The following is a 14,216-nucleotide window of genomic DNA, read 5'->3' as shown; positions in this document are numbered from 1 at the left end:
TCGTTCAATTCGGCATTCTTTTGATGGAGTAAGTATACGATGCCCAAGCATTTTTTGACCATTTCGGATATCCCTGCAGATGAGGCGGGGCAGGTTCTGGTCAGGGCCAAGGAGATGAAGGACAACGCTGTCCGGACCGACCTTCTGGCCGGCAAGACCCTGCTCATGATTTTCGAGAAAGCGTCCACCAGGACCCGCGTGTCGTTCGAAGTGGGCGTCCGCCAGCTCGGCGGCGACCCGGTTTTCATCGCGGCCAAGGATTCCCAGCTGGGACGCAGCGAACCGCTCAAGGATACGGCCCGCGTCCTGTCGCGATACGCCGACGGCCTCATCGTGCGAACCTTCGGCCAGGAGAAACTCGAAACCCTGGTCGAATACGGCGATATCCCGGTGGTCAACGCCCTGACCGACGAGTACCACCCGTGCCAGATCATGGCGGACGTGCTGACCATGTACGAGCGCACCCCGAACCTGACTGACCTCAAGGTGGCCTGGGTGGGCGACGGCAACAACATGGCCCATTCCTTCATCAACGGCTCGGCGGCCTTCGGGTACGAGCTGGTGCTGGCCTGCCCCGAGGGGTACGACCCGGACCCGGCCATCATGGACGCGGGCGTCAACGCCGGGGCCAAGGTGACCCTGGTCCGCGACCCGGCCAAGGCCGTGGCGGGCGCGCACTACGTCAATACCGACGTCTGGGCGTCCATGGGTCAGGAAGAGGAGCAGAAGAAGCGCGAGGCCGCGTTTGCGGGCTTCGAGGTCAACGGGGCCCTTATGGCCAAGGCCGCTCCGGACGCCAAGTTCATGCACTGCCTGCCCGCCCATCGCGGCGAGGAAGTGTCGGAAGCCGTTTTCGAGTCCCCGGCGTCCATCGTCTGGGACCAGGCCGAGAACCGGCTGCACATGCAGAAAGCCATTCTCGAATGGATTTACACATAAGCTTTTCAAGCAACGAGGAACATACAGATGCAGAAGATTGAAAAAGTCGTGCTGGCCTACTCCGGCGGCCTGGACACGTCCATTATCCTCAAGTGGATCAAGAACAACTACGACTGCGAGGTCGTTACCATGACCGCCGACCTGGGACAGGGCGAGGAAATGGACGGCATCGACACCAAGGCGCTGTCCACCGGCGCGGTCAAGGCATACGTCGAGGACATGCGTGAGGAATTCGTGCGCGACTACGTCTTCCCCATGTTCCGGGCCAACGCCCTGTACGAGGGGCGGTATCTGCTCGGAACGGCCATCGCCCGGCCCCTGATTTCCAAGCGCATGGTCGAGATCGCCGAGATGGAGGGCGCGCAGGCCGTGGCCCACGGCGCCACCGGCAAGGGCAACGACCAGGTCCGGTTCGAGCTGGCCACCATGGCCCTCAACCCCCGGCTCGTGACCATCGCCCCCTGGCGCGAGTGGGAGCTCAAATCCCGCACCGACCTGATCAATTTCGCCCAGGAAAACGACATCCCCGTTCCGGTCAGCCGCACGAAGCCGTGGTCCATCGACGCCAACCTGCTGCACACCTCCTTCGAGGGCGGTGAGCTGGAGGACCCGTGGAACGCACCCGGCCCGGACTGCTACCGCAACATCACGCCGCCCGAGAAATGCCCGGACGAGCCCGAGGAGATTTCCATCGACTTCGAGGCGGGTGATCCCATTGCCATCAACTCCACAAAGTATTCCCCGGCAGCGCTGCTGGCCAAGCTCAACGAGCTGGGCGGCAGGCACGGCATCGGTCGGGTGGACATGGTGGAGAACCGGTTCGTGGGCATGAAGTCCCGCGGCGTGTACGAGACCCCGGGCGGCACCATCTTGGCCGCCGCCCACCGCGACCTGGAAGGGCTGTGCATGGACCGCGAGATGATGCACCTGCGCGATTCCCTCATTCCCAAGTATGCCGAGATGGTGTATTACGGGTACTGGTTCTCGCCCGAGCGCGAGGCGCTGCAGGCCATGATCGACAAGTCCCAGGAAAAGGTCACCGGCACCGTGCGGGTGAAGCTCTACAAGGGCAACTGCGTGCCGTTGGGCCGCAAGTCGCCGTTCTCGCTCTACAACCCGGAGCTGGCGACCTTCGAGGAAGACTACGTGTACGATCAGGCCGATGCCGAGGGCTTCATCAAGCTGGTGGGCCTCAGGCTCAAGGGCCGGATGCAGCAGTCCAAGTGGGGCGGCAAGGATTCCGAAGACACCTGCGAGTAGCATATGGCCAAGAAGAAAATGTGGGGCGGGCGGTTCGCCGAAGGGACCGCCGCATCCATGGAAGCATATTCCGAGTCCGTGTCTTTTGACTGGCAACTCTATGCCGAGGATATCCGGGGCTCCCAGGCGCATGCCCGGGTGCTTGCCAAACAGGGGTTTCTGACCGATGAAGAGGCGGCCGCGATCTGCGACGGCCTGGATGCGGTCAGGGCGGAGATCGAGTCCGGCGAGTTCCGGTGGAAGACCGAGCTGGAAGACGTGCACATGAACGTCGAGTCCCGGCTGACCGAGATCATCGGGCCGCTGGGCGGCAAGCTGCACACCGCGCGCTCCCGCAACGATCAGGTGGCCTTGGACTTCCGGCTGCACGTGGCCGCGCGTCTGGCCGTCTGGCAGGAAAGCCTGGCCGCTCTGGTAGAGGTCCTTGTGGCCCGCGCCGACGAGCACCGGGAGACCATGCTGCCGGGCTGCACCCATTTCCAGCCTGCCCAGCCCGTGACCCTGGCCCACCATCTGCTGGCCTACGCCCAGATGTTCAAGCGGGATTTCGAGCGGGTGACGGACGGGCTCAAGCGCGTGCGGGTCATGCCGCTGGGGGCCGCCGCCCTGGCCGGGACCACCCACCCGGTGAACCCGCAGGCCGTGGCCGACGACCTGGGCGTGGAAGCGATTTTCGCCAACTCCATGGACGCGGTCAGCGACCGCGACTTCGTGCTCGAAGCCGTGTTCGTCGGGTCCCTGGTCATGGCCCACCTGTCCCGCATCTGCGAGGAGATCATCATCTGGGCCAACCCCAATTTCGGTTACGTGAAGCTGCCGGACCAGTACTCCACCGGCTCCTCCATCATGCCTCAGAAGAAGAACCCGGACGCCTGCGAGCTGATGCGCGGCAAGACCGGGCGCGTGGTCGGTTCCCTGATGGGCCTTTTGGTCCTGATCAAGGGGCTGCCCATGACCTACAACCGGGACATGCAGGAAGACAAGGAGCCGTTCTTCGACGCGGACAAGACCGTGGTCGCCTCTCTCGGCATCATGGCCGACATGCTCCGGCAGATCGTCTACGTGCCCGAGAAGATGCTCGAGACCGTCAAGCGCGGCTTTCTCAACGCCACCGAGCTGGCCGACTACCTGGCGGCAAAGGGCGTTCCCTTTCGCGAGGCGCACCACATCACCGGGGCGGTGGTCGCCCATGCCGAGCAGAAGGGCGTGGGGCTGGAAGACCTGGACATTGCGGAGCTGGCACAATTTTCCGACCGGATCGGCGAGGACGTCTTCGACGTGCTCGATTACGCGGCGTCCATACGGCGTCGCACATCGCCCGGCGGTACCGGGCCGGATTCCGTTGCCGGGCAGGTCGAAGCGCTCACGAAGTGGCTGGCCGGTTTGCAGCAAGCGGAGGTCGGGTGAGTTTTTTTCCCGGATTCCCTTGATTTTTCAACCAGCGGCATTACCTTGGAATCTGATATCGCGAGCACCGCGATGTAATGCCCGGTCAAGGGTTGTTTGCATCTGACATTTACGGAGGACTCTCCTTTGAACAATCATATGAAAAATCTTGTTATCTGGGCGATCATCTTTGTCTTGATGGTGGTCCTGTTCAACCTCTTCAACCAGCCTCCCGTGCCCAAGGACACGCCGTCGTACAGCCAGTTCCTGGCCATGGTCGACAGCGGTGTGGTCGCGGAGGTAAAGATACAGGGGTCTCGGATTTCCGGCATGAAGAGCTCCGGGGAACCCTTCCAGACCTATGCCCCGGAAGACCCCAAGATGATCGAGACCCTCATCGCCAAGGGCGTCGAGGTCAATGCGGAGCCGCCGGAGGAATCCCCCTGGTACCTGACCCTGCTCCTGTCCTGGTTCCCCATGCTGCTGCTCATCGGCGTCTGGATATTCTTCATGCGCCAGATGCAGGGCGGCGGCTCCGGCGGAAGAGGGGCCATGAGCTTCGGTCGCTCCAAGGCGCGCCTGATCAACGAGGAGACCACCAAGGTCACCTTCGAGGACGTGGCCGGCGTGGACGAGGCCAAGGAAGAGCTTTCCGAGATCGTGGACTTCTTGCGCGAGCCGCGCAGGTTCACCCGTCTGGGCGGGCGCATCCCCAAGGGTGTGCTCCTGGTGGGCAGCCCGGGCACGGGTAAGACCCTGCTGGCCCGCGCCGTGGCCGGTGAGGCCGGCGTCCCGTTCTTTTCCATCTCCGGTTCCGACTTCGTGGAGATGTTCGTGGGCGTGGGCGCATCCCGCGTGCGCGATCTCTTTGCCCAGGGCAAGAAGAACGCGCCCTGCCTGATTTTCATCGACGAAATCGACGCCGTGGGCCGTCAGCGGGGAGCCGGTCTCGGCGGCGGCCATGACGAGCGTGAACAGACGCTCAACCAGCTGCTGGTCGAGATGGACGGTTTCGAGTCCAACGAGGGCGTCATCCTGGTGGCGGCCACCAACCGCCCGGACGTGCTCGACCCGGCCCTGCTCAGGCCCGGTCGCTTCGACCGGCAGGTGGTGGTCCCGGTCCCGGACCTGCGCGGACGCGAACGCATCCTCAAGGTGCACTCCCGCAGGACTCCGTTGTCCCCGACCGTGAACCTGGAAGTCATCGCCCGCGGCACCCCCGGTTTTTCCGGTGCCGACCTGGAAAACCTGGTCAACGAGGCGGCGCTCGGCGCTGCCAAGTTGGGCAAGGACCGTGTGGACATGGACGATTTCGAGGAGGCCAAGGACAAGGTCATGATGGGCGGTCGCGAGCGGCGGTCCATGATCCTCTCCGACGAGGAGAAGAAGACCACGGCCTACCACGAGGCGGGACACGCCCTGGTGGCCAAGCTCCTGCCCGGCACCGATCCGGTGCACAAGGTCTCCATCATCCCCCGCGGCCAGGCTCTCGGCGTGACCATGCAGCTGCCCGGCGAGGACCGTCACAATTATTCCAAGGAGTTCCTGCAGAACACCATGGTCGTGCTCATGGGCGGTCGGGTGGCCGAGGAACTGGTGCTCGACCAGCTGACCACCGGCGCATCCAATGACATCGAGCGGGCTACCAAGACCGCGCGAAACATGGTCTGCATGTGGGGCATGTCCGACAAGCTCGGACCCATGAGTTTCGGCGACAACCAGGGACAGGTCTTCCTGGGCAAGGAACTCATCCACGACAAGAATTACGGTGAGGAGACCGCCAAGCTCATCGATGCCGAAGTCCGGCGGTTCGTGGACGAGGCTCACCAGAAGGCCACCGATCTGCTCAAGGAGAACCGGGAGGTCCTGGAAGCCATTTCCCTGGCCCTGCTCGACCGCGAGACCATCACCGGCCATGACATCGACCTGCTCATGGAAGGCAAGGAACTGCCGCCCATGGAGCCCGCCAACGGCAACGGCAATTCCGGTTCCGGCACTTCGGGCCAGACCCCTTCCGGCTACGACGCGGAAGGCAAGGCCACCGGTCCGGGCTATACCCCGGTCAGCGAGTCCGGAGGCAGGGAGGATGACTTTATCCTCGAAGACGGAGACGATGCCGACCCGGATGGAGACGGCGGCGGCAGCAAGATCCAGTAACCGACCCTTGTCGACCATGATAGATACGAAATGGATAGTGAAAGGGGGCAGGGTCTTGGGACCGGCCCCCTTTTTCATTGCCGGAGTGGTCAACGTGACCCCGGACTCCTTCTACGACGGCGGCGCGCATGGCGACGCCGAATCGGGTACGGCCCACGGGCTCGAATTGGCCCGGCAGGGCGCGCACATCCTGGACGTGGGCGGGGAGTCCACCCGCCCGTACGCCGATTCCGTGAGCGAGGAGGAGGAGCTGCGCCGCGTCATCCCCGTCATCCGGGGGCTGGCCGAAAACGACCTCGGCGCGGTGGTATCCGTGGACACCTACAAGGCGCGGGTCGCCGCCGAGGCCATGGACGCCGGGGCCGTCATCCTCAACGACGTGTCCGCCTTCCGGTTCGAGCCGGAACTACTGGACGTCATCGGACAGTACAAGCCGGGCTACGTGCTCATGCATTCACTGGGCAGGCCGGAGGACATGCAGGACGAGCCGCGCTATGATGACGTGGTCGGCGAGATCATGGCCTTTTTCGAGGAGCGGCTGGACAAGCTCGCCGGGGCAGGGCTGCCCGAGGACCGCATCGTCCTGGACCCGGGCATCGGTTTCGGCAAGCTGCTCGCCCACAACCTGACCATCCTGCGGGAGATAGAACGATTCAAGGCCCTGGGGTTGCCGTTGTACATGGGATTGTCCAACAAGTCCCTCTGGCAGGGGCTGCTCGGCCTTGAAGTCGGCGAGCGGCAGAACGCCACTCAGGCGGCCACGGCCATCCTGGCCACACGCGGCGTCGCCGTCCACCGGGTCCATGAGGTGGAACTTGCCACGCAGACGTTGACCATAGCTCGGGAAATGGCGTAGTTAAAGATATGTTTGAGCTTTTCGGTATTCAGATCACTTGGCGGGTCCTGCTCGACATCGGGCTGGTGGCCTTTATCTATTACAACCTGATCGTGCTTGTTCGGGGCACCCGCGCCGCCGCCGTCCTGTACGGCCTGGTGATCGTGCTGGTGGTCTACTACTTCGCCGACCAGTTCAACCTCTACACGCTCAACGCCCTGCTCGGGGAGTTCCTGACGTCCATCTTCCTGGTGGTCGTCATCCTGTTCAAGACAGATATCCGCAAGGCCCTGGCCTCGGTCGGCACCAAGCGGTTCTGGACCAAGTCCCAGGTCCGCGACGATACCCTGGACCAGCTGACCAAGGCGGTCATGAGCATGTCCCACTCGTCCACAGGGGCGATCATCGTCATCGAGAAGAACATGCCGCTGGGGGACATCATCGAGCGTGGCATCGAGCTGGACGCCAAGGTCAACACCGAGCTTCTGGAAACGATTTTCGTGACCGAGACGCCGCTGCACGACGGCGCGGTCATCATCCGGCGCGACCGCATCGTGGCTGCGGCATGTATTCTGCCCTTGTCCAGCAAGCTCAAGGGCCAGCCCATGTACGGCACCCGGCATCGGGCCGCGCTGGGCATCAGCGAAGGGGCGGACGCCATCACTATCGTCGTCTCCGAGGAGCGGGGCGAGGTGTCGGTGGCGATGAACGGAAGGCTGACCACCAGCCTGGACGAAACACGGTTGCGCCGCGTGCTCAAGAACGCTCTGGGGCGGTGACATGAAAAATTGGCAGACAGTACTTCTTTCCATAGCCCTGGCCGTGTTCACCTGGTTTCTGGTGACGGGCCGGGAAGTGGTCGAGACCTGGGTGGACATGCCCGTGGTCATGACCAATCCGCCCGAAGGGCTGATCATCGAGGACGGCCTGGTGGACAAGATCCAGGTCCGGCTGCGCGGCCCCAAGGGGCTGGTCGGCAACCTGTCCTCCCAGAACCTGACCTATCCGTTTGACGTGGCCAAGCTCAAGATCGGCGAGCAGGTCATGGAGATCGAGACCTCGCGAATCCCGCTGTCGTCCACCTACGAGATCATCGAGGTCAAGCCCAACCGTTTGAAATTGCTGGTTGACCGCCGAGTTTCCAAGACGGTCGCCATCGAGGCCGCCTGGGCGGGCGACATCAACCCCGATTACACCCTGACGGAGGTCGTGGCTTCGCCCGATACGGTCAACATAAGGGGCCCGGAGACCTTGATCCGCAAGATCACCAAGACGCGCGTGGTCATGGAGGAGGACTTCCCCGAGGAAGTGCCTGCCTCCTGGGCGGAGGACGTTCCCCTGGAATTGCCCGAAGAGGTGGAGGCTTCGCCCGCTCAGGTGCGCGTAAAGGCCCTTTTCGGCCCCAAGACGCGCCAGATATGGGTCAAGGTTCCGCTTGATGTGAACTCGCCGGACGGGTACAGGGCTTCCGTGTCGCAGGATTACGTGCGCCTTGAGATCGAGGGGCCGGTCTTCCTGTTCCGGGACGACGAGTACCGCAAGGGCGTTTCGGCTGCCCTGCTGTTCCCCTCGTCGGTCAAGTCGGGCAAGTTCGACCTGGAATACGAAGTGGTCCTGCCTGAGGGTTGCCGCCTGGAGAAGAAGAATCCGGAGACGGTGACGACCACCCTGAAGAAGCAATAAACCGCCTGGGCGGCGGATGTCGGAGCAATCCATGAACCAGAGGCTTTTCGGTACCGACGGCCTGCGAGGGCAGGGCAATATCTTTCCCATGACCCCGGAGATCGCGCTCCGGCTCGGTCTGGCCGCAGGGCAGTATTTCCGCAACGGCGGCAAGAAACACCGCGTGGTCATCGGCAAGGACACCCGGCTTTCCGGCTATGTGTTCGAGACCGCCCTGACCAGCGGGCTGTGCGCCAACGGCATGGACGTCTTCCTTGTCGGGCCGCTGCCCACGCCCGCCATTTCCTTTTTGACCCGCAACATGCGCGCCGACCTCGGCGTGGTCATCTCGGCCTCGCACAATCCGTTCATGGACAACGGCATCAAGTTCTTCGACAGCAACGGGTTCAAGCTGCCCGACGAGGTGGAGGACGAGATCAGCGAACTGGTCATGAACGACAGGACGAAGTGGGACTATCCGGCGGCGGAGCAGGTGGGACGCGCCTTTCGCATCACCGACGCCACCGGCCGCTACATCGTCTACCTGAAGAACAGCTTCTCCCCGAACCTGACTCTGGACGGCATGCGCATCGTGCTCGACTGCGCCCACGGCGCGGCCTACGGCGTGGCCCCCAAGGTGCTGGAGGAACTGGGCGCCGAGGTGGTCAGGATCGGCGTGGAGCCGGACGGGTTGAACATCAACCAGAAGTGCGGTTCCCTCTATCCCGAGGTCATCGCCCAGGCGGTCAGGGACGTGAACGCGGACATGGGCATCGCCCTGGACGGGGACGCGGACCGGCTCATCGTCTGCGACGAGAACGGGCGCATCCTGGACGGTGACCAGATCATGGCCCTGTGCGCCATGGAGATGATGGAGCAGGGCAAGCTGCCGAAAAACATGCTGGTGGCCACGGTCATGTCCAACATGGCACTCGAGCTGTTCATGAAGGACAAGGGGGGCGTCCTGCTGCGCACCGACGTGGGCGACCGCTATGTGGTCGAGGCCATGCGCCGCGAGGGGGCGACCCTGGGCGGCGAGCAGTCAGGCCACCTCATTTTCATGGAGCATTCCACCACGGGCGACGGGCTCCTGGCAGCCCTGCAACTGCTCCGGCTCATGCGCGAGAAAGAGCGCCCCCTGTCCGAACTGGCGGGACTGCTCGAACCCTTCCCCCAGTTGCTCAAGAACGTTCACGTCAAGCGCAAGATTCCCTTTGAGGACGCTCCCGAGGTGCAGAAGGCCGTGAAGAAGGTGGAGGATGCCCTTGGGGGCAAGGGGCGCGTTCTGCTGCGCTATTCCGGCACCGAGCCCGTCTGCCGCGTCATGGTCGAGGGGCCGGACTGCGACAAGGTGGAACTGTACACGGGCGACATTGTCGAGGCCTGTGAGAAATATTTGAAGTAGCATACAGTACGGAGGACCAATGGAAGTCAAGAAAGCCGTCATTCCCGTTGCAGGTTGGGGAACCCGTTCCCTCCCGGCCACCAAGAACGTACCCAAGGAGATGCTGCCCATCTTTCGCAAGCCCATTGTCCAGTACATCGTGGAGGAGGGCATCGAAGCAGGATTGACGGACGTGGTCTTCGTCACCAACCAGAACAAGACCATCATCGAGGACCATTTCGACCGCAACTTCCTGCTCGAGCAGCTCCTTGAGCGGGCCGGCAAGACCAAGATGCTGGCCGAGGTTCGCCGGGTGGCTTCCCTGGTCAACGTCATCGGCGTCCGCCAGAAGGAACAGCTCGGCCTCGGCCACGCCGTGCTCACGGCGCGGGAAGTCTGCAAGAACGAGCCGTTTGCGGTCATGCTCGGCGACGACCTCATGTTCGGCATCGAGACCGGTATCGGCGCATTGCTCCGGGTAGCCCGTGACACGGACAAGGCCGTGGTGGGCGTCATCGAGGTGCCTGACGAGAAAGTCAGCAAGTACGGCGTGATCAAGGGCGACGACCTGGGAGACGGCACCTACCGCGTGACCAGCCTGGTGGAGAAGCCCAAGCCGGAAGAGGCCCCGTCCAACCTGGCCATCATCGGTCGTTACGTGCTGCTGCCCGAGATTTTCGACATCCTCGAAGGCCAGCAGGCGGGCGTGGGCGGTGAAATCCAGCTTACAGACGCCCTGCAGGGGCTGGCCGACCGCGACAAGCTCCTAGCCGTGAAGCTCGGCGGCCAGCGTTTCGACGCGGGTGACTGGGTGGAGTACCTGACCGCCAACATCTATTTCGCCCTCCACGACGAGGAGCTGCGCGACGATCTCGTCAAGCGCCTTCAGGAGTTGCTCTCTTGTTCAAGCTAGCTGTTTCCCTTATCGCCCTGGCGCTTCTTTTCTGCGCCCAGCCCGCGTCCGCCTTCGTGCCGGACGACGAGGAACTGGCCGCCCTGTTGCAGAAGAGCTACGGCCCCCTGGCTTCCTGGGAGGCGGACGTGACGTTCCCGGGCCATTACGGTGTTTCGGTGAACGTCAACTTTGCCCGGGGCAAGTGGCGGCAGGAGTGGCGGGCGGGCGATACGGCCGTCGGAGTCGGTCAGGCCGGTTCCGTGATCGCGGCCTGCACGGCCGACGGATTCGCCCTGTCCCCGCTTTTCGTCTGGATGGTTCCCGATCCCCTGACCGCGTGGCGGTCCTGGGGCGTGGACTGCGCCATCCGCAGCTACGGTTTTTGCGGCGACGCTCCCTGCATCATGCTCGGGGCGGAGCCCGGTGACGACAGGACGCCCGCCGTGCACCTCGACAACGAGGACATGGCCCCGCTCCTGGTGCGCTACGCCGTGGACGGCAAACGCATCTCCGTGGCCTATTCCGATTACAAGACCCTGGGCGGCTATCGGGTGCCGCAGAAGGTCCTGCTCACCGTGGACGGTGAAACGCTGGAAATGTCGGTCAAGTGGAAGTCGGTCATGAAGGCGGACGGCGAGGAGCTGTACGCCCGGGATTCGGTCCCGCCCGTTCCCTGCGCCGAACCGCCCGCGCCGTTCGCGTTCCTGCGCGACAACTTTCGCTACCCCTCGATCAGGTAGGCCCGACCCATGGCCGATCTCTGGCAGGTAACGCTCGTCAGTCCCCCCTATGCGGCCTGGACATACGAGCGGCCTTCCCATTTTCCCGACCTGGCGCCGGGCCAGCGGGTCATCATCCCCCTGGGCAACTCCCACCGCGCGGGCGTGGTCATCGGTCCCGCCGATGAAGCGCCCGAGGGCGTGGAGATCAAGCCCATGATCTGGCCGTTGGAGCGCACGCCGCTCATGAGCGCGGAGTACGTGGATATGGTCGTGAACCTGGCCGCCCGCCAGATGGTCAGCGTGGGCCGCATCCTGGAGATCGCCCTGCCGCGCGGGCTGCGCACCGCCGCCGTGACCTTCAAGGTGGACAACCACATGGCCGCGCGCAGGCTCCCGGCCACCGTGCGCCCGTCGGACATCGTCCGGTTCGGCGACAAGGACCGGCAGGCGCTCATGGAACTCTGGGAGGCCGGGCGCATGCGCGTCCGCGTCAGCGCCCGGAAGGAGGCCGAGGAGCGGTTCGTCTCCCTGGTCTCGGACCCGCCGTGGGCCGTGCGTCCCAATGCCAAGCGCCAGCTCAGCCTGCTGGAGCACCTGTTGGAGAACGGCCCGCGCAGTCTGTACGCCCTGAAGTACGGCCTTGGCGACTGGGTGGACGGCGTGGCCGCCAAGCTCGAAACCGCAGGCATCGTGCACATGGGGGAACTGACCGCCGACGCGATGGAAGAGGTGGACGGCGGGGGACACATCGAAGGGGTCCTTGACGACATCACCCTGACCGACGAACAGGTGGCGGCGGTTGCCGAGATGACGGCCACCATGGAGTCAGGCGGAGGCGCGCACCTCGTTCACGGGGTCACGGGCAGCGGCAAGACCGTGCTCTATCTCGAAATGGCCCGCAAGAGCCTGAACGCGGGCCGGTCGGCCATGCTGCTCGCGCCCGAGGTGGCCCTGGCCAGCCAGCTGTACCGAACCGTGGCCCGGCGGTTTCCCGAGGTGCGGACGATTTTCTATCACGGCTACCAGAGCCCCAAGAAGCGCGAGCTGGCGTTTCGGGAGCTGGCCCGCGCCGACACCCCCGTGCTGGTGGTCGGCACCCGGTCCTCCCTGTTCCTGCCCGTGCCCGACCTCGGTCTGGTGGTCCTCGACGAGGAGCACGACGAATCCTACAAACAGGAGGAGCGGTTGGCCTACCACGCCAAGGAGGTGGCCTGGTTTCGCACCGACCGCTCCGGCGGGTTGCTTCTGCTCGGATCGGCCACGCCGGACGTGAAGACTTTTCATGCGGCCAGCGCCGGGCGCATCGCCACTTCCGAGCTCAAGGAACGGGTGGGGGACGCCATCCTGCCCGAGGTCGAGTTGGTGGACATCGCAGCCATGAAGGACCCGGACAAGCCGTTGGCGCCCCGCGCCGTGGAGGCGGTGAAAGCGGCCATCAAGGCCGGGGAGCAGGTCATCGTCATGCTCAACCGGCGTGGATACGCCCCGGTCATGTATTGCCTGGACTGCACCGAGACCGTGCGCTGCCCGGAGTGCGAGGTGGGCATGACCTACCACAAGGGCCGCGAGCGGGTGGTCTGCCACTACTGCGGCCTGTCCTATGCCTACCCCCTGCGCTGCCGCAAGTGCGGCGGTTCCAATTTCATCCCCATGGGGCAGGGCACGGAGCGGCTGGCCGAGTCCCTTCAGGAGCAGCTGCCCGAGGGCACGAAAGTTTTGCGCCTGGACCGTGACGCCGTGCGCCGCCAGGAACGGCTTGAGGAGATTTTGGGCGCGTTCCGGCGCAAGGAGGCCCAGGTGCTCGTCGGCACCCAGATGATCTCCAAGGGGCACCACTTTCCCGACGTGACCCTGGTGGTGGTGGCCGACGGCGACCTCGGCCTCAACCTGCCCGACTACCGTTCCTCGGAGCGGACCTTCCAGCTCCTTGTCCAGGTGGCCGGGCGCGCCGGGCGGGGCCAGGTGCCGGGCCGGGTCCTCATTCAGACCCGCAACCCGGACCATCCCCTGTGGCGCGAGGTCCTGGGCGGCGATTACGCGGGGTTCTATCAGCGGGAAATCTCCCGCCGCACCATGTTCAAGTACCCGCCTTTTTCCCGCATGGCGCTGGTGCGCATCAGCTTTCCGGCCCAATTCGAGAACGGCCCGGCCGTGCTGTCCCTGCTCGGCGACGCGCTCAGGGAACAGGGGCGCAAGGAGGGGGTGGACGTGCTCGGCCCGGCCCCGGCCCCGTTGTCCATGCTGCGCGGGCGCAAGCGGTTCAACTGCCTGATCAAGTCCGACGATTGGAGCAAGGTGCGTGCGGTCTTCGCCTGCATGGCGGCGGTCAATCCCGATCCGCGCCAGGTGCGGACCAGCCTCGACCTCGATCCGCTTTCCACCTTGTGATCGCCCTCGACAAGAGGCCGGTTTCTCGGCTACATTGCCTCCATCCCTTGCTGCAACAAAAGGTAGTTATCTGCATGAAAATTTTGAGAATTCTCTCTTTCTCCCTCCTGATCGCGCTGATGGCGGCCACAGCCATGGCCCAGATGTCCAAGGTGGGTTTCGTCAATCCGCAGCGGATCATCAACGAATCCAAGATCGGACGCATCGCCCAGGATGACCTGGCCCGGCTCGGCAAGGAGAAGGATCGGCGGGTGCGCGACGCCCTGGCCCAGGTGGAACGGCTTCAGGATGCGCTCAAGAAGGACACCCTGTCCGTGACCGAGCAGCAGACCTCCGAGGAGCAGCTGCGCATGGCGGTTCGCGACTACGAGAAGCTGGTGGAAAATTCCAATCTCGAAATCCAGGGCGAGGAGCGGCGGCTCATCCAGTTCGTCATGCGGCGGGCCGACTCCATTCTCCAGTCCATTGCCAAGGAAATGGGTTTCACCATGATTCTGACCGACCCGGAAATCATCGGCTACGTTCACGGTTCCATGGACATAACCGATCGCGTCATCAGCCAACTCAACTCGTCTTTGTAGGGAGAGG

12 protein-coding genes are annotated in these 14,216 nt (G+C 64.1%); all 12 read left to right on the top strand.

From position 1 onward, the window contains the following. Positions 1-39 precede the first annotated feature (39 nt). A complete protein-coding gene (argF, locus tag OO730_RS03370; RefSeq protein WP_264983172.1) occupies positions 40-939 on the top strand; it encodes an ornithine carbamoyltransferase in 900 nt (299 codons plus the stop codon). Positions 940-966: 27 nt separating this feature from the next. Then, a complete protein-coding gene (locus tag OO730_RS03365; RefSeq protein ID WP_264983171.1) occupies positions 967-2,199 on the top strand; it encodes an argininosuccinate synthase in 1,233 nt (410 codons plus the stop codon). A 3-nt stretch (positions 2,200-2,202) separates the two neighbouring features. After that, the gene (argH, locus tag OO730_RS03360; protein WP_264983170.1) at positions 2,203-3,606 is read left to right on the top strand and encodes an argininosuccinate lyase; all 1,404 of its coding nucleotides are present in this window, start codon (positions 2,203-2,205) and stop codon (positions 3,604-3,606) included. A 126-nt stretch (positions 3,607-3,732) separates the two neighbouring features. Beyond that, positions 3,733-5,742, top strand: a complete 2,010-nt coding sequence (gene ftsH / locus OO730_RS03355; RefSeq protein ID WP_264983169.1) for an ATP-dependent zinc metalloprotease FtsH — start codon at positions 3,733-3,735, stop codon at positions 5,740-5,742. A 16-nt stretch (positions 5,743-5,758) separates the two neighbouring features. Continuing rightward, positions 5,759-6,598 (top strand): dihydropteroate synthase, encoded by an 840-nt coding sequence (folP, locus tag OO730_RS03350; protein WP_264983168.1) that lies wholly within the window; start codon positions 5,759-5,761, stop codon positions 6,596-6,598. Between the two features lie 8 nt (positions 6,599-6,606). Then, positions 6,607-7,356, top strand: a complete 750-nt coding sequence (cdaA, locus tag OO730_RS03345; RefSeq protein ID WP_264983167.1) for a diadenylate cyclase CdaA — start codon at positions 6,607-6,609, stop codon at positions 7,354-7,356. A gap of 1 nt (position 7,357) precedes the next feature. Next, positions 7,358-8,260, top strand: coding sequence for a CdaR family protein (locus OO730_RS03340; protein ID WP_264983166.1), 903 nt, complete (start codon positions 7,358-7,360; stop codon positions 8,258-8,260). 31 nt (positions 8,261-8,291) lie between these two features. Beyond that, on the top strand, positions 8,292-9,644 hold the full coding sequence (glmM, locus tag OO730_RS03335) for a phosphoglucosamine mutase (RefSeq protein WP_264983165.1): 1,353 nt from the start codon (positions 8,292-8,294) through the stop codon (positions 9,642-9,644). Positions 9,645-9,663: 19 nt separating this feature from the next. Continuing rightward, a complete protein-coding gene (gene galU, locus OO730_RS03330; protein WP_264983164.1) occupies positions 9,664-10,536 on the top strand; it encodes a UTP--glucose-1-phosphate uridylyltransferase GalU in 873 nt (290 codons plus the stop codon). After that, on the top strand, positions 10,524-11,258 hold the full coding sequence (locus OO730_RS03325; protein WP_264983163.1) for a hypothetical protein: 735 nt from the start codon (positions 10,524-10,526) through the stop codon (positions 11,256-11,258). The genes galU and OO730_RS03325 overlap by 13 nt, the downstream gene beginning before the upstream one ends. 9 nt (positions 11,259-11,267) lie before the next feature. Further along, a complete protein-coding gene (gene priA, locus OO730_RS03320; RefSeq protein ID WP_264983162.1) occupies positions 11,268-13,628 on the top strand; it encodes a replication restart helicase PriA in 2,361 nt (786 codons plus the stop codon). A 74-nt stretch (positions 13,629-13,702) separates the two neighbouring features. After that, entirely contained in the window at positions 13,703-14,209 is a 507-nt protein-coding gene (locus OO730_RS03315) for an OmpH family outer membrane protein (RefSeq protein WP_264983161.1), read from the top strand. The last annotated feature ends 7 nt before the right edge of the window (positions 14,210-14,216 follow it).

The sequence above is a fragment of the Pseudodesulfovibrio portus genome, from assembly GCF_026000375.1.
Taxonomy (GTDB): Bacteria; Desulfobacterota; Desulfovibrionia; order Desulfovibrionales; family Desulfovibrionaceae; genus Pseudodesulfovibrio; species Pseudodesulfovibrio portus.
Note: the sequence above shows the minus strand (reverse complement) of the source record. Positions and strands in the feature narration are given on the sequence as shown.